This window comes from Bacillus cereus group sp. Bce041 (assembly GCF_052646455.1).
This window is the reverse complement of sequence record NZ_JBQXON010000034.1, coordinates 1-14,058: the sequence shown is the minus strand read 5'-3', so window position 1 is coordinate 14,058 and position 14,058 is coordinate 1. Positions and strand designations below refer to the sequence as shown.

Here is a 14,058-nt window from a genome sequence, read left to right as displayed (position 1 = left end):
TGTCTAAACCTGACATGAAAAAAGATGATGAATTGTCTAAACCTGATATGCAAAAAGATGGTGAATTGTCTAAACCTGATATGCAGAAAGATAGAGAAATGCAGAAGGATGATTTTTCAATATCAAATAGTTTTGATAGGACAAATGTTTTTGAGCAAACAAATTGGTTTGAGTAGAGGTGTTTTAATTGCGGTTTAAGAAGTGGTTTGCAATGGTGTCGTTTGTTTTGATTTTAAGTTTATCTGTATTACCTAGTTTTGCTAGTGCAGAGGTTATTAAAAAAACTGATGCTTATACAAAATGGTATATAAAAAGTTATTCAGCCGAAATAACTTTTAAGGGGAAAGATGAAGGTTATTCCTATTTATATGGTAAAGAGGTTATCACTGATTTAGGTGCTGAATATAGCGTTAAATATGTAAAATACTATGCTCAAGGTGGTATTGATGGTGGTTATATAGCTTTTTATGATAAGGATTTTCGGTTTATTTCTGATAATAAATTGAAAGTTTATGGAGCTGATTCTCAATTTGATGTTGGTAAGAAGGCTAGATATGTATCAGTTGGTCATAGTACTTCTCAGAGTCCGAATGCGCTTAAAGTATATGATTTATCGGTCTTTATTGATGATGGAAAAGTAAGTGATGTAACTGATTTAAAAGCTAAAGCTGATATTAATAAAGTGGAGTTAACTTGGAAAAATCCTGTAGAAGATGGGTTTAACGGTGTAAATATTTATCAGGATGATGTTTTGATAAAAACTTTAGATAAATCAGCAACTTCTTATACTATAAATGATTTAAAAGAAGGTACTATGTATAGATTTAAAGTTTCTTCTTTAGATGGAATTAATGTAGAAACAAAGGGTGTTGTATCTAGTATTTCTACTCTTATTGACCCTAAGAAAGTTCCACCTTCTAATGTTACTAATTTGAAAGTAAATGATATTAAAAGTAATTCGGTTAATTTATCTTGGGTTAATCCATCTGATAACGATTTAAAAGGATTGAGGATTTTTAATGGTGATAAATTAGTTTCTGAAACAGGAATTGTTGATAATTTTGTTGTTAAAGATTTAAAGCCAAATACTTCATATGAGTTTAAGGTGGTTGCTGTTGATAATGATGGCAATTTATCAGGTTCTTCGACTGTTAGATTTACAACTTTAGAATATACCGATACAGAGCCACCAGAATCGCCAAAAGGTTTAGCGGTTAAACAAGGTAGTGAAGCATTATTTTTAACTTGGAAAAATAATACGGAAAAAGATTTAGCAGGATATAACGTTTATTTAGATGGAAAAAAGATTAATTCTGTTTTAGTTGATAATCCATTTTTTACTCTTCGTGATTTAAAGAATGATGCTGATTATAAAGTACAAGTGTCAGCAGTTGATAAATCAGGTAATGAGAGTACGTTAAGTTCTGTTGTTGTTGGTAAGCCTGTTTCGAGTGGTTTACCTATTATCGGTACTGATTATAGTTTGAATGATGTTACTTTGGGTATTTCAGAGTTCTTCGGTAGTTTTTGGTTAATTATTGCTTTTGCAGTAAGTATTCCGTTGTCATTCTACATTGCAGCAAGGGTTAAATTGTTGTTTTTAGATTGATACAAGTTTCTATTTTGAGTTTTTAACGTCTGATCTAGAAGTGATGGAGTAAAACGAAATGTAATGTAGTTTTGTGGAATCACTCTAGTTCAGACATATTAATCTTGAGGTGATTTTGTGGAAGTGTTTCTTTATAAAAAAATTTTGAAGAAAATTTTAAGTTTTTTAGAGCCTGTTTTAATGTTTTTAGGTAATGCGATTCTTTATGGTTTAGTAGCTTATATTTTAGTGGAGGCATCTACAAAAATTTCGGTTAATCTTTTTATGTGTGTTACTACTATGATTTTGTTTGGTTTATTAGAGCGTCTTTTTGATGGTAAGTTTGTTCCTTATGTAGTTTCTAAATTCAAACATAAATTTAATAAAAAAATTTGGGGTAAATTAATATCTTTGTTTTTGTCCGCTTTAGTTATTTATGTTGTTTGTTTATTAGTATCTTTTATATATATTTTTGCAAATTATTTTAGTGGTGTTCGTGTATATTAGGAGGTTTTTGAAATGGTTCCAGTTACGTTTACTGATATTGGTTTAATGTTGAATAGTGTTGTTAAGGGATTTCAAGATTATATTTTATTAGGTTTTGTCATGATGTGTACTTTTAGTATTGCTTTATTCGTACGTCAATTATTAGTGGGTGGTCGTATATGACATGAATACAATAATGAAAGGTGTTAATGGTGTATTAGGTTTATTAGGAAAAGGATTTGGAGCAGTTACGCAATTTCTTTCTGATGGATTTAATAATTTGATTGATTTATTAGCTAAACCTTTAACGCTTTTATTTTATTTGTTAGATGGTATTTTCTATTTCTTTAATAAGATGTTTCAAATTGTAGTTATGGTTATGAAAATATTTTATGCGTTTTTCCAATTTGGATTTTCTGTTATTAAAGGTATTTATCGAACCATAGATTATTGGACTCATTTCACACCGTCAGGTAAAACAAATTTACCTAATTGGTCTACTTATGGTTTTAAGGTTGCGGTTGAACAGGTGCAAGGAACTGGACTTATGACAGTTGTTCCAATGGTTGCTACTGGTTTTGTATTATTATTCTTTACTATTAAGATGATTGGATTATGGGGCGGTCAAATTATGATTAGACCGTTTGGAAGTGGAGGAAGTGATTAATGAAAGGTATCATTGATACAATTTTTAATCCTGTTCTCGGTTGGTTAACAAATATATATACAAGCATTATGAAACTTTCTGTTCCATTGTCTCAACCTATGGATCTGGGTAAATATTTCGGACCATTTGTTTTATTAGGTGGTTATTGGATTACTTTTATTATTGTTTCATTTACTTGTGGAGCGGTTTATTTAATCTGTTTTGTGATAGCAGCACAACAAGGTACGTTTATTAAATTTAAAGATTTTATAAAGTGGTGGTGATTTTATGTCAGTGTTTCAAACATTTTTTGAAATTGGTTCTTCCATTGCGGTTTCTTTATTTTTATTTTTAGTTTTACCGTCAGTTCTTGTCATAAGGAAATTTCTAAGGTAAAATAAAGGAATGTTAAAGGTTAAATAAGGTTATTTTAAAGGAAAAATATTTTTTGAGGTGTAATGATGAGTCTAGAAAAGAAAAAAAGAAAATTTAAAACTGATTACAGAGGTTGTACAGTAACTATTTATAACGAAAATAATGTTGAAACTTATCCAGTCGAGAATATTTGGGCTGATGTAGTTCAATATGAAAAAGGTACTTTACCTCTTTCAGAAGCTAAGAAGTTTTATGATATTGGTTCTGGGGGTTTATCTTATGTTTATAACTTAGATATGCCAGCTAAGACGGAAGCGAATAAAATTAAAATGCTTGCTCGTTCTGTAGCTATAAATAATATGTTTAAATTTGACCGAAATAAACCTTTTGATATTTTCAAGTTATTACCGTATGTAATTGCAATTGTCGCTTTGTTCACTAGATAGATATAGATTTTGGTATTAAAAATAGTCGAGGTGTTTTGAGTAATGTCATTAGATAGAGAAAATATAAATATAGATAAAATTGAGTCAGAAAAAGTTGTTATGGGTAATGGTATTCCAGATGAGCATATTTTTTATATGCGTGGTCAAGGTACAGAAAATGTTCAGTCGATTATACAACAAGATTTGTTTGAAGATGATGATAATAGTAGTAATGACATGTTAGAGTTATTGCAATTTATGAGAAGTAATTCTATTTCATTAACAGATGACCAGGCAAAAGGAATGTTTCTTTTACATGAGTATGGTCTTGATGATATTAGTGAGTTTGTTCTCGGTGTTAGACCATTATTAACACCTCAAAAAACGTATTTCGATACAATTAATAAAATTACATTAGCGGATAGAATTAAAGGTACAGCGAAGTTAGACAAGTTGTTAAAAGCACAGGTTGCAAGTCCTAGTCAACAAGTTCCAAATGCAAGTGATTTACAACCAAAAGCAATGAAGGAATCTGATTTAAAACGATGAGTAATTTAATTGTTATAGATGGTTTTCTAGGTGCTGGTAAGACGTTAGGAATGTCTTACTTAGCACATCATTATCAATCAAAGTCTAATTGTACTCTGTATTCAAATTATGGGCTTGCTAATGCTAAACCGATTAAAAATTTAGTTGATTTTATAGATGTTGCTAAACAAGAAAGTTCTATTGTTTGTTTAGATGAATCTCATTTGGATTTATCAAGTAGGGATTTTAATAGTAATAGTGTTAAATTTTTTACAAATTTGATTTTTTATCTAAGAAAAATGCGGTGTACGTTGATTATGACTACACCAATGTTTTCTAACTTAGATAGTCGTGTTAGGGATATTACGAATGTTTATATTTCTGTTAGAAAAGATAAGAGTTTCTTTTACTATGATTTTTATGATGTTGAACGTGAACAGTTTTTAAAAAGAAAAAGAATTCGTTATGATTTGATAACTCAAATTGGTTCTCATTTATATGATACTTATTCTATTGTTACACCTTTAGAGTATCCGAGTAAAAAAGAGGAATTCAATGAATTTTTAAAAGAACTCAAGCAAGTTAATGGAGCGTTTAAGTTGAGATAGGTAGCGGTCAGACTCATTAGAGTCTGACAAGCGGACTAGCAAGAAATAAGGTTGAGGTGATAAAAATGAAACGTGTCCCTTTTATATCTAATAAAAAAAGTGTAAGCAGTAAACAGAAAGCAGAAATTCAGAAGTTTGTTGAAACTAATGAACAAATTAATACCTTTTTTGAACATATAATGAGTAAATATTCTTTGGATCAGGTGGAAGAAGATACTTTGAATACTATTTCAGAGCATTTGGATAATGTGACAAGTTTATTATTAAAAGTAAAATAAAATAATATTTTAGGAATAAAACACCTTATTTTTTTAGGTGTTTTTTCTTCTTTTTATAATATATAATATTATTTATAGGATTAATATTATATAAATAATAGTATAGCTTCTATTTATGTATGATAGAATGTGTGTATATCCTTTGTGAAAGGTGGTTAATATGAAGGTAAAAGAAATAGTTTCTATGTTGAATGAAGGTAATAAGACGCGTGCTGAATTGGCTGAAATGTTAGGTGTATCAACGGATTCGTTTAGGGATGAACTTGTTAGAATGGGTTATAAATATGATAATTCCTTAAAAGAGACTATTTTTATAATGAAAAAAGAAGAAAAGAATAAGTTTGATGAAATGGAATTTAAACCCAAAAAGAGAAAAGGGAAAGAAAATAGCAATATAAATATAGTAGAAAATAAAGATAGTGAGAGTAGTGAAGAAATGAATAATAATACCGAAAATAATATTAAAGAAATAAATAAAGAAGGTTTTACAGATGAAGAAATAATATTATTGAAAGGTTTTTTAAAGGATAGAAATTCTTCTATGATATTTTTAGATTTGTCTTTGTTACCTAGTCGTACTGAGTATAAAAAGACAAGTTTTGATATTAGTAAGAGCATTCTTGACGAATTTGAGCAGTTTGCAAAGGGTTTTGCGGATAAACGTATTACAAAGACAACTTTAGTTGAATTAGCTATGTATAAGCTTATGAGAGAATATAAAAATTAGTGCTTAGGCACTTTTTTTTTGCTTTTTAAAAATAAACGTATTACGTTATTGACTTTTCGTATTACGTTTATTATAATATTAATTGTTAGGAGGTGTTAAGAATGGCTAGACCAAAAAAAGATAAAGCAGAGTTAAAGAAGGTTCGTTCTTTTCGCTATTCTGATAATCAAATGGAAAATATTGATTTTGTTTTAAAGCATATGAATAAGGAACGTAGAGAATTATCGGAGAAACATAATTTAGAGTTTAAGGAGTATGATCGTGCTGAATTATTGTTTACTTTGGTAGAAGAAAAAAAACGTTCTATCCTTGCTGAGAAATAAAGTCATGTAAAAATGCAGTAATTGAAATTTTAGGAGGTTTGTTCTCACATGGAATTACAAGTTTGTATTGAAAATGAGTCGTTTAAGAAATTAGATATTCTTCGTCAAGATTTATCACAACGTTTGTTATCTGAAGACAATGATTTAGGTTTTGATTACATTGTTTCTTTAGCTATTGATGTAGCTTTTGAGCATTATGTAGGTCGTGCAGATAAGAAAGGACTTCCACGTAATTTGGTTGATTTTAATACTAATAGATATTGTTTACATTGTGATTCCGTCATGGCGTTGGTTGAAAGACCTTTTAGGTGTAAATGTGGTAGTTCAATTAATAAAGAGGTTTATTACCGTTGTGGTTGTTGTTCCTATATTGAAGAAATAGCGGAACGGTGTACATATCATGAATGTGAAAATAATGTTATTCAATTGTTTTCGGGAAGTTGATTGTTTTTACATGGTTAGTGGTAGTTACATTGATGATTTGCAAGTGCTTGCCCGTAGGGTGAAAAAAAGTTTTGTTGTGGTTTTTGCAACAAAAGTTATTTTCATACTTGTCCAATCTAATTCGCTATGACAGTAAGCTCTTTTTGTTCCAATAACAAAAAGCCCCACCTTTTGTTTTGGAGCATCCAAGCGATAAGCGGAAAGTTTTTTGATGTTACTTTTTTTCAAAAAAGTGACGGTCTAAATGTTTTTTCTTAAATAAAAGTTTTGAGGTGTTTTGAGTGATAAAAAGAAAATTTCAGTATAGGCATATAGATTTGATACCGAAAGAGTTTGCTTTAAATGAAAAGCAAAGACAATTTGTAGAGGAATATATGATGTTATATGTTAAATTGTCAACTCGTCAGATTAGTGAAGATTTAGTTAAAAATGGACTTGCAGAGTCAACGTTTTATGGCTTTGATAAGCGTAAATTAGGGCGTTATAAGATTTATCCAAAGGTTGCTATCTTTTTAAGTACATTGTGGAATATGGGCTATTTAGAGCGTTTAGAAGTTAATGAGTTTGATGCTATATTTCATTTGAAATAAGAATAAGAGGAGATATGAAAAATGAAAAATGATGAACTTAGAGTTTCTATATTTGAAAGTGGATTTTATAAGATTGACCATTATTATAGTACGAATAATGATGAAACAGCTTTCTTTATTAAGACGAATATTCCAGCAGTACAGTTAGGTGAAATTATTGCATGTATTCAATTTAAATTTGAAGAATTAGTTGATGAAAGTATGAGTATTGCAGATGAACATTTAAAGAAAATATTAGTTGATTTTTATGGAGTTGAAGACGTTACAGAAGAATTCCAAAGATTTTTACCTTATACAAAGATAGAAAAAAATGAATGGCGTTCTTTTAATGATTTTGATGTTCCAGATTCAGAAGTTAGGTTTATTACTCAAATTGACCAATATCATGTAAGGGAAAGTTGTTGTGGTCCGAAACATTTGGATTTAATGAATATGCGTTTACCTGAAGGTAAAGAGTTTGTTGAAGCTATTATGTTTAGTGAATTTAATTACATATATAAAGATTAGGGTGAGATGTATTGTTAACTGTTTTTGATTATTTATTTCCTATTGTTCATGGGATAAATGTTGTATCTATATCAATATTTTTAATTCGTCGTTTTAAAGATTTAAGTAGTGATAAAGTTATTCCGTTTACGATCCATTTTATAATTTTGTTATGTACCTTTGTTTTTACTTCGTTACATGTTTTGGTTTATCAATTGAGTTAAGGAGTATTTTATATGTTATTATTTGAAGCTTTTAAGGCTAGTGTTTCTATTGCTATTTTTTGTACGGTTTTAATTATTATATTTGATTTTTTGAAATTTAATTCTAAGAAAGAAACGAAAGTCAGTCGTTTAAGAAATACTTCTCATAGACGAGGTATTCGTTAAAAAGTAGGTGGAGATATGGGGTATTTAATGCCGTTTTGGTTAATAGCATTTGTTTGTTCTGTGTTTTTGTTAATTCGTTCTTTTAAGGGTAAAGCATTATTAAATGGTTGGTTCTTTATGTTTATATTATATATTTTTGTATTAACATGTATTGATTTTTATACATATGGATTTTTAGGAGGTTGTATTGATGGAGTCGAATGTTAGTCAAATTCCAAGTATTGAGTTAAATCCTTTTGGGGTTGTTATGAGTATGTTTGATTTATTTTTACCTTTTATAGCTATATCTTTTGCTATTGTCACTATTTCTTTATTAATAAGAACACTTAGAGGTGTGTTTATTGATGACTCTTTCCCGTTTTCTAGTAGGGATATAGATAAAACTGTTGATTATATGAAAGATAATAACGTTTCATCTTGTAAGGTGAATTTAACTAAGAAGGATATTGAGATTTTTAGTGATGAATCAAATGTTGTTAGGACTTCTAGAAGAAATTCTAATCGTTTTAGACAGGTAGGAGAAAAGAAAATTACGCATTCTGATGATAATGATATTTTACCGTTTGTTACAGCTGTAGCGGTTGGAACTATGCTTTCTGATGTGAATAGTAATGCAGATGGCGGTTCTAATAATGATGGTGGTTCTAATAATGATGGTGGTTCTACTTTTGATGGTGGTTCTACTTTTGATGGTGGTTCGTATTAGAGTTTGTTAGGAGTGTTTATATTGAGTGTATTTTTTAATATTATTATTGAACTTTTCAAGACAGCTTTTATTGAGTTTGTTTTTATGGGATTATTTGTTCTTTGTTTGTTTTTAATTTGGAAGAAGTAAAAATGTAATGGCAGCAAGCATAAAAAGGAGCGTTAATTTTGTTTAATAAAGATAAAAAAGATAATGATCTTTTAGATGATTCGATAATGTATGTGCTTAAAAATAAAGATAATCTTAGTGATGAATTTCAAAAATTAAGTTGGGAGTATGTAAGATTACATGATGAAAGGTTTGCTATCAATAAAAAACTTATGATTGCTACGGTAATAGTTTTCTTTTATTGCTTTCTAATGCCTTTATTATCGCTTGAATTCGATTCTGTTATTTATTGGAGTATTTATATTGTTTTCTTGTTATTGTTCGTTACAAGCCAATTTCAGAAGCGTATTGTAAATAAAAAGATAAAGAAAGTAAGTCTTGCTATGGATGAATTTATTAAGGAATAGGGTGTTTTTATGAAAAAATTTGGTATTATTTTAGTTATGTCTAGTTTATTAGTTGGTTGTAATGATTTTCAAACAGATTTTAGTGATTCGAAAATTGATAAAGTTAATGAACCTGTTCAACAAGAAGTTAAAAAAGGTCGTTTTGTAATTATGGAGAGTTTCAGAAACATTAAAGATACGTCTACAATGGATGAGTTTATGATTTTAAAGGATTCTCAAACACAATGTAAATATATTTATACTTTTGGTTCTCGTTCTTTAGATAGTGGTGGTACGTCTGTAACTCCTGTTTTAAAAGCTGATGGAAAGCCTGATTGTGATTGATATTTCTTTTGTATTATCGTTTTTGCTTTTATGTTTTTGTTTTTAAAAAAAATGTCGAAAAGAGTATTGCACTTTTTTCGGGAATGTGATATTTATCTCGATATATTAGAAACATGTCGGCTCAAAACGCTAGAACCCTTGAGCCACAAGGGATTGAGAGGTTGTTTTTCTTGGAGAAATTGAAAGAAATAAACGGTTTTTCTCTCGATGAAATAACCGTAAATAAGGATTATGTTTTAGATTTAGCTGGAAATGTTTCTTTCAATCGACAATTGTTAAAGTATTATGCAGGTCTTGTTCGAGATTTAAGGTATATACAAGATTCTAAGCATAGAGAAAAGGTAAATAACTCTTTTACTAATGTAGCCTTAAAAGATAAAAAGATGGCTCAAGTTGAGTATTTGCGGAAATTACTTTATTCGGTTGCTAAGGTCGATGAAGAAACTAGCGGAAGTATGCTTTATGAAAAGGTAAGTACTTTAAAAGACAAATTTCAGGCTATGAGTGTTTGTAATGATTTTTGGTTTTTAGATGTTTATGAGAAAGAAAAAATTAAGGATATGATCGCTACGAATTTATGTAAAGATAAATTTTGTGCGAATTGTAAAAAGGTAAAACAGGCTTCACGAATGTCTCGTTTTATTCCTCACATTGAAAAATATAAAGAACATGGTTTATATCATTTAGTTTTAACTGTTCCTAATGTTGATGGTTTAGAACTAAAAGCAACTATAAAGAAAATGTTTAAGTCGTTTGCAACGTTAATTGAGTATTTTAAGTGTAAGAAAAAGATACGAGGTATTGATTTTTCGAAGTTTAATTATTTAGGTGCTATAAGGTCGTTAGAGGTTACGTTTAAAGGTGATTCTTATCATCCACATTTACATGTTTTATTGTGTATGGATTATGAGTTACAAAAAAAAGACCAGGAAAATAGCTTTTCCTGGCGTCAAGGTGTTTTGAGTCGTTTGTTCTCACATGATGAAATTATAATACAAAAAGCATGGTCATTGCTAATGAATAGTGAAAAAGTTACTAAGAAAAATATAGAGAAGTTAGATTTAGGCTATTCTTGTATGATTGATGAGTTTAAAGAAGATGATTATTTTGAGTTATTTAAGTATATGACTAAGGCTAGTTCTTCCAACGATGTTAATGAAAGTAAATCATTGTTAGGTTATAAAAATTTTGTAACGTTATATTTTAGTTTAAAACATGTTCGTCAAATTCAAGGTTATGGGTGTTTTTTTAGAATTAAGGATATTGATTATGATGATACAGTTTTATTACATTGGGATACTTTTATTTCAACTTTGTCTGAACCTCGTCAGGTATCAAATAAATTAAGTGACTTAATTGTTGATGAGGAATACACTTTAATTTCTCGAAAAAGAGTATATACGTATTTAAGAAAAATTTTAGATAAAGAAAATCAATAATTGTTAATATATATTCATCGTGTTATTATGGTCGTTGAATAAAAATAAAAGTCTATATCACGTATACTTTATTTTTTAAAAGCTGGAAAGAAGGTGAGTTGTTTGTAACTCACCTTTTTTTTATGCAAATTTGAGTTTTTTGCGTCTGATCTAGACCATGATGGAGGAAAACGGAGCGTAGCGGAGTTTTGTGGAGTTATGGCCTAGTACAGACATACTAGGGATATTTTCAAGTGCGTTTAATGGTATGAACGCACTTTTTTTATTTCTAATTTATACAAAATAGACGTTTTTAGCTCATATTTCGTGTTTTTAGTCTATATTTAACGTTTTTATTGATTTTTTCTTCTGTTTTCTTTATAATCCTTTGTATAACATATCAAGACTTACAGTCACACTCCTATTTTTACATGTACGTTCTTTTAAAGAGCGTACATTTTTTATGCTCTTTTTTCATTAAATTAACCGTTTTAGACCGTTTTTAGCCTGTTTTTGACCATATTTCGTTGTTTTTTACAATTTTATAGAGAAATATTCCATTTTTCTCTTGATTTCTTCAAAATACAAACATATAATACAGAATGTAATATTTAATTATTTGTATAGGGTGGTTAATATTTTATGGAAAATAAGTCGAATTTAGTTATTAATGGTTTTGAAAAATTAGTGTTAAAAGAAGTTAAAGTTGTTGAAAGAACTGATAAATCACCTTTAATTTTTGTTGAATTTGTTGATGCTGATACTTATCAAACTACTGGAGAATTAATGTTTATTTCTGATGTTCAGAAGGCACATGACGTTACTCCTTTAAAGTTACAGCAAGTTAAAGCTACTTTAGAGTTATCTATTTATAACAACCGTACTTCTATTGCATGTAAAGAAATTAGAGCAGTTAAGTAATAGGTTTTAGTATGAATGAATCACTTAGTATCAAAGATGAAGTAGTTTTATCAATGAAAGATTTTTTTAAATCTTATGTTGTTGATACTATGCATGGATCGTTTCAAGTTTTTCAATCATTTACTTATGGTGAAATGGTTATAATTTTCCTTTTGACAATGATATTCTTTCTTTTGTGTTTAAAATGGTTTTTTGAGGTGATAAGATGACTCAAATTAGTTTTGATTTTGAAAGTTTAGTTGCTCAATATTCGTTAGTAGGCTTTCCATTTCTTCTTATACTAATTGGTGTCTTGTTAGCTCGTTTCAAGATTGGTGGTTATCACAAATGATTGATTTAGTATTTCAAGATGCCTTTTATTGGTTATTTATGAATGGATTGTTTATCAAGTTAATGACTACAACACTTACTTTCATGTCTCTTATCATCTCGCTATTTTATATCTTGCGAAAATGGGGTGATGTATGACATGAGTTTCACACTCCAAGTCCAGCAAATTATGCAGTATGCATATAATATCTTCGCGAGTGCTTTACCTGTCGTATATTTATTTATTGGTGGAGCATTTGCGGCGTTTGTTCTCGCTAAATTGTTACACTTGGCACGGGGTTAAATAAATAGATATGTTACATAGTGATAACATACCCGATGTCAATTATAGTCCTGATATAACTGATTTATTTCGATTTTTCGGTTTTAATTGGGACACTTTATCGCCTGTTTTATGGCTTTTGTATGGTGTTTTGTTCGCTTTTTTTATAGCGGGTATTATTAAGAAGTTTTACTATTAATTTTTATTAGCTGATATGGAGGTAGTTTTTTAATGGAAAGTAAAATCCCAAGTGTGTCATTAACTTATAATTTAGGTGATGTTTCGACAGCAGTTTCGAACTGGTTCGGTGCTTATTGGTTGATTATTGCGTTTGCAGTAGCAATCCCATTAGCGTTCCTAATTGCTCATCGTGTTAAAAATCTATTTGTTGCTTAACTAATCATTTTTACACAAAAGAGAATATATAGTAACTGGGAATTATACATAAATTCGGAGCAAGGGTGCATTTCCCTTGCTCTTTTTACTAGGTGGTTATATGAGAAAAATAATATTTTTTATTCTACCTGTATTCTTTTTCTATTCTTTTATTAGTCCTCTATCTCGTGCTTATGCTGATGGTCCATCATTTACATTGTTAGGTAGTAAAAACGTTTCTATTGAAAATAACGGTATGGTTAACGGTAAATACAATTTAATTATTAGAGTTAATAACATGGAAAATGTTTATAGTTTTCAGTTGAGCGAGTTAATGCTTGTTAGTGATTGTTCATTTCATGTAGCTAATGCGAAATGGACAAGACCAGAACAGGAAAAGAATGAATTTCCGATTAATTGGGATTCGAACGGTACATATGCATTTTACATTTTTCATAACGGAAAAGTTTTAGGATATGCCCGTTTTAAGCTTCAAGGCTTGAAAGAAAATGGAGGCGGTGGAGGAGAAACCGTATATTGGGGCAAAGGTGCTAAGTATTACGATTTGCCCGAAATTGAAAAGCCAAATCCTGAGGATTATGCAGATTATGACGGTAAACATGATGGTATTTGTACTAATGAGAAAGTACCTGATAAACCTAATGGTAGTGGAGATATAGACAATCCTGATGACAATAATAATGGTGGAAATGATGGTTCTGGTAATGGTTCAAATGATGGTAGTTCTTCAGAATTGAAAAAGGTAAATAAAAATTTAGATGAAATGAAGGACACTTTAAAACAGATTTCTGATGCTACTAATAGTAATGGTCAGAAACTTGGAGAAGTTTTGAATGAGTTATCAAAAGGTAATAAGAGTCTGGATCAGATTAATAAAAGTTTAGATGAAATTAAAGAATCGTTGAAAGTTACAGAAGATGTTGCAAATGTTGAAATTCCAAAAGCTGATGATATTAAGAAAGTTGATTTTGATAAACATAAGCCGATGGAAGATAAGGTATTTGAAGATAAGGAAACACATTTTAAAGATGAAGGTGATAGACCTGAGCAGTTACCTGACATGCCTGATGTTCCTGATGTGAAAGATTGGGATGGTTTCAAGAAAGAAGATGATGGGAAACCAGATAAGGAACAAACAAAGGATAAGGAACAAACAAAGGATAAAGAACAAGTAAAAGATAAGGAAAATCAAAAAGATAATGAATTGAAAAAAGATGATGATTTACCAAGAGATAAAGAATTGCAAAAAGATGGTGAAATGTCTAAACCTGACATGAAAAAAGATGATGAATT

General features: G+C 29.4%; 26 protein-coding genes. All 26 read left to right on the top strand.

Annotated elements, in window-relative coordinates:
* Positions 1 to 211 precede the first annotated feature (211 nt).
* A complete protein-coding gene (locus ACUN13_RS31595; protein WP_161508419.1) occupies positions 212 to 1,609 on the top strand; it encodes a fibronectin type III domain-containing protein in 1,398 nt (465 codons plus the stop codon).
* A gap of 117 nt (positions 1,610 to 1,726) precedes the next feature.
* Positions 1,727 to 2,095 carry a hypothetical protein gene (locus ACUN13_RS31590; protein WP_161508420.1) on the top strand — a complete coding sequence of 123 codons (369 nt, stop codon included), beginning with the start codon at positions 1,727 to 1,729 and terminating at the stop codon, positions 2,093 to 2,095.
* Positions 2,096 to 2,107: 12 nt separating this feature from the next.
* Positions 2,108 to 2,257 (top strand): hypothetical protein, encoded by a 150-nt coding sequence (locus ACUN13_RS31585; protein WP_161508421.1) that lies wholly within the window; start codon positions 2,108 to 2,110, stop codon positions 2,255 to 2,257.
* A gap of 1 nt (position 2,258) precedes the next feature.
* Complete coding sequence (locus tag ACUN13_RS31580; protein ID WP_137050412.1) at positions 2,259 to 2,741, top strand: hypothetical protein; 483 nt, start codon at positions 2,259 to 2,261, stop codon at positions 2,739 to 2,741.
* Positions 2,741 to 3,004, top strand: coding sequence for a hypothetical protein (locus ACUN13_RS31575; RefSeq protein ID WP_137050411.1), 264 nt, complete (start codon positions 2,741 to 2,743; stop codon positions 3,002 to 3,004). The genes ACUN13_RS31580 and ACUN13_RS31575 overlap by 1 nt, the downstream gene beginning before the upstream one ends.
* Before the next feature lie 177 nt (positions 3,005 to 3,181).
* Positions 3,182 to 3,541: a hypothetical protein gene (locus ACUN13_RS31570; protein WP_113608273.1), complete on the top strand. Its 360-nt coding sequence runs from the start codon at positions 3,182 to 3,184 to the stop codon at positions 3,539 to 3,541.
* Positions 3,542 to 3,583: 42 nt separating this feature from the next.
* A complete protein-coding gene (locus tag ACUN13_RS31565; RefSeq protein ID WP_113608272.1) occupies positions 3,584 to 4,069 on the top strand; it encodes a hypothetical protein in 486 nt (161 codons plus the stop codon).
* Positions 4,066 to 4,656, top strand: a complete 591-nt coding sequence (locus ACUN13_RS31560; protein ID WP_161508422.1) for a hypothetical protein — start codon at positions 4,066 to 4,068, stop codon at positions 4,654 to 4,656. Before ACUN13_RS31565 ends, ACUN13_RS31560 begins: the two co-directional genes overlap by 4 nt.
* Positions 4,657 to 4,721: 65 nt before the next feature.
* Positions 4,722 to 4,934: a hypothetical protein gene (locus ACUN13_RS31555; protein WP_113604605.1), complete on the top strand. Its 213-nt coding sequence runs from the start codon at positions 4,722 to 4,724 to the stop codon at positions 4,932 to 4,934.
* 160 nt (positions 4,935 to 5,094) lie between these two features.
* On the top strand, positions 5,095 to 5,661 hold the full coding sequence (locus ACUN13_RS31550; RefSeq protein ID WP_113622489.1) for a helix-turn-helix domain-containing protein: 567 nt from the start codon (positions 5,095 to 5,097) through the stop codon (positions 5,659 to 5,661).
* Positions 5,662 to 5,762: 101 nt separating this feature from the next.
* Positions 5,763 to 5,984 (top strand): hypothetical protein, encoded by a 222-nt coding sequence (locus ACUN13_RS31545; protein ID WP_113622490.1) that lies wholly within the window; start codon positions 5,763 to 5,765, stop codon positions 5,982 to 5,984.
* A 48-nt stretch (positions 5,985 to 6,032) separates the two neighbouring features.
* Positions 6,033 to 6,428: a hypothetical protein gene (locus ACUN13_RS31540; RefSeq protein WP_137050407.1), complete on the top strand. Its 396-nt coding sequence runs from the start codon at positions 6,033 to 6,035 to the stop codon at positions 6,426 to 6,428.
* A gap of 281 nt (positions 6,429 to 6,709) precedes the next feature.
* Positions 6,710 to 7,018 carry a hypothetical protein gene (locus tag ACUN13_RS31535; protein WP_113604626.1) on the top strand — a complete coding sequence of 103 codons (309 nt, stop codon included), beginning with the start codon at positions 6,710 to 6,712 and terminating at the stop codon, positions 7,016 to 7,018.
* A gap of 21 nt (positions 7,019 to 7,039) precedes the next feature.
* Entirely contained in the window at positions 7,040 to 7,525 is a 486-nt protein-coding gene (locus ACUN13_RS31530; RefSeq protein WP_113608280.1) for a hypothetical protein, read from the top strand.
* A gap of 215 nt (positions 7,526 to 7,740) precedes the next feature.
* A complete protein-coding gene (locus tag ACUN13_RS31525) occupies positions 7,741 to 7,893 on the top strand; it encodes a hypothetical protein (RefSeq protein WP_161508423.1) in 153 nt (50 codons plus the stop codon).
* Positions 7,894 to 7,908: 15 nt separating this feature from the next.
* The gene (locus tag ACUN13_RS31520; protein WP_113604624.1) at positions 7,909 to 8,100 is read left to right on the top strand and encodes a hypothetical protein; all 192 of its coding nucleotides are present in this window, start codon (positions 7,909 to 7,911) and stop codon (positions 8,098 to 8,100) included.
* Complete coding sequence (locus tag ACUN13_RS31515) at positions 8,084 to 8,599, top strand: hypothetical protein (RefSeq protein ID WP_163064163.1); 516 nt, start codon at positions 8,084 to 8,086, stop codon at positions 8,597 to 8,599. Before ACUN13_RS31520 ends, ACUN13_RS31515 begins: the two co-directional genes overlap by 17 nt.
* 167 nt (positions 8,600 to 8,766) lie before the next feature.
* Complete coding sequence (locus ACUN13_RS31510; RefSeq protein ID WP_113604615.1) at positions 8,767 to 9,114, top strand: hypothetical protein; 348 nt, start codon at positions 8,767 to 8,769, stop codon at positions 9,112 to 9,114.
* A 9-nt stretch (positions 9,115 to 9,123) separates the two neighbouring features.
* On the top strand, positions 9,124 to 9,438 hold the full coding sequence (locus ACUN13_RS31505; RefSeq protein ID WP_113604614.1) for a hypothetical protein: 315 nt from the start codon (positions 9,124 to 9,126) through the stop codon (positions 9,436 to 9,438).
* A 170-nt stretch (positions 9,439 to 9,608) separates the two neighbouring features.
* Positions 9,609 to 10,877 (top strand): protein rep, encoded by a 1,269-nt coding sequence (locus tag ACUN13_RS31500; RefSeq protein WP_137049842.1) that lies wholly within the window; start codon positions 9,609 to 9,611, stop codon positions 10,875 to 10,877.
* Between the two features lie 621 nt (positions 10,878 to 11,498).
* Positions 11,499 to 11,777: a hypothetical protein gene (locus tag ACUN13_RS31495; protein WP_113608240.1), complete on the top strand. Its 279-nt coding sequence runs from the start codon at positions 11,499 to 11,501 to the stop codon at positions 11,775 to 11,777.
* A gap of 205 nt (positions 11,778 to 11,982) precedes the next feature.
* Positions 11,983 to 12,108, top strand: coding sequence for a hypothetical protein (locus ACUN13_RS31490; protein ID WP_259407356.1), 126 nt, complete (start codon positions 11,983 to 11,985; stop codon positions 12,106 to 12,108).
* Entirely contained in the window at positions 12,105 to 12,245 is a 141-nt protein-coding gene (locus ACUN13_RS31485) for a hypothetical protein (protein WP_163056889.1), read from the top strand. Before ACUN13_RS31490 ends, ACUN13_RS31485 begins: the two co-directional genes overlap by 4 nt.
* 1 nt (position 12,246) lies before the next feature.
* Positions 12,247 to 12,390 (top strand): hypothetical protein, encoded by a 144-nt coding sequence (locus ACUN13_RS31480; protein WP_163115723.1) that lies wholly within the window; start codon positions 12,247 to 12,249, stop codon positions 12,388 to 12,390.
* Between the two features lie 210 nt (positions 12,391 to 12,600).
* The gene (locus ACUN13_RS31475; protein WP_113604616.1) at positions 12,601 to 12,765 is read left to right on the top strand and encodes a hypothetical protein; all 165 of its coding nucleotides are present in this window, start codon (positions 12,601 to 12,603) and stop codon (positions 12,763 to 12,765) included.
* Between the two features lie 100 nt (positions 12,766 to 12,865).
* Positions 12,866 to 14,058 (top strand): hypothetical protein (locus tag ACUN13_RS31470; protein WP_445424191.1); only part of this gene is annotated, 1,193 nt, incomplete at its 3' end.

Bases quoted from the DNA above. Each gene is read 5' to 3' on its own strand.
- ACUN13_RS31595 (WP_161508419.1), top strand. From the start codon at position 212: ATGGTGTCGTTTGTTTTGATTTTAAGTTTATCTGTATTACCTAGTTTT.
- ACUN13_RS31585 (WP_161508421.1), top strand. From the start codon at position 2,108: ATGGTTCCAGTTACGTTTACTGATATTGGTTTAATGTTGAATAGTGTT.
- ACUN13_RS31580 (WP_137050412.1), top strand. From the start codon at position 2,259: ATGAATACAATAATGAAAGGTGTTAATGGTGTATTAGGTTTATTAGGA.
- ACUN13_RS31575 (WP_137050411.1), top strand. From the start codon at position 2,741: ATGAAAGGTATCATTGATACAATTTTTAATCCTGTTCTCGGTTGGTTA.
- ACUN13_RS31570 (WP_113608273.1), top strand. From the start codon at position 3,182: ATGAGTCTAGAAAAGAAAAAAAGAAAATTTAAAACTGATTACAGAGGT.
- ACUN13_RS31565 (WP_113608272.1), top strand. From the start codon at position 3,584: ATGTCATTAGATAGAGAAAATATAAATATAGATAAAATTGAGTCAGAA.
- ACUN13_RS31560 (WP_161508422.1), top strand. From the start codon at position 4,066: ATGAGTAATTTAATTGTTATAGATGGTTTTCTAGGTGCTGGTAAGACG.
- ACUN13_RS31555 (WP_113604605.1), top strand. From the start codon at position 4,722: ATGAAACGTGTCCCTTTTATATCTAATAAAAAAAGTGTAAGCAGTAAA.
- ACUN13_RS31550 (WP_113622489.1), top strand. From the start codon at position 5,095: ATGAAGGTAAAAGAAATAGTTTCTATGTTGAATGAAGGTAATAAGACG.
- ACUN13_RS31545 (WP_113622490.1), top strand. From the start codon at position 5,763: ATGGCTAGACCAAAAAAAGATAAAGCAGAGTTAAAGAAGGTTCGTTCT.
- ACUN13_RS31540 (WP_137050407.1), top strand. From the start codon at position 6,033: ATGGAATTACAAGTTTGTATTGAAAATGAGTCGTTTAAGAAATTAGAT.
- ACUN13_RS31530 (WP_113608280.1), top strand. From the start codon at position 7,040: ATGAAAAATGATGAACTTAGAGTTTCTATATTTGAAAGTGGATTTTAT.
- ACUN13_RS31525 (WP_161508423.1), top strand. From the start codon at position 7,741: ATGTTATTATTTGAAGCTTTTAAGGCTAGTGTTTCTATTGCTATTTTT.
- ACUN13_RS31520 (WP_113604624.1), top strand. From the start codon at position 7,909: ATGGGGTATTTAATGCCGTTTTGGTTAATAGCATTTGTTTGTTCTGTG.
- ACUN13_RS31515 (WP_163064163.1), top strand. From the start codon at position 8,084: ATGGAGTCGAATGTTAGTCAAATTCCAAGTATTGAGTTAAATCCTTTT.
- ACUN13_RS31505 (WP_113604614.1), top strand. From the start codon at position 9,124: ATGAAAAAATTTGGTATTATTTTAGTTATGTCTAGTTTATTAGTTGGT.
- ACUN13_RS31495 (WP_113608240.1), top strand. From the start codon at position 11,499: ATGGAAAATAAGTCGAATTTAGTTATTAATGGTTTTGAAAAATTAGTG.
- ACUN13_RS31490 (WP_259407356.1), top strand. From the start codon at position 11,983: ATGACTCAAATTAGTTTTGATTTTGAAAGTTTAGTTGCTCAATATTCG.
- ACUN13_RS31485 (WP_163056889.1), top strand. From the start codon at position 12,105: ATGATTGATTTAGTATTTCAAGATGCCTTTTATTGGTTATTTATGAAT.
- ACUN13_RS31480 (WP_163115723.1), top strand. From the start codon at position 12,247: ATGAGTTTCACACTCCAAGTCCAGCAAATTATGCAGTATGCATATAAT.
- ACUN13_RS31475 (WP_113604616.1), top strand. From the start codon at position 12,601: ATGGAAAGTAAAATCCCAAGTGTGTCATTAACTTATAATTTAGGTGAT.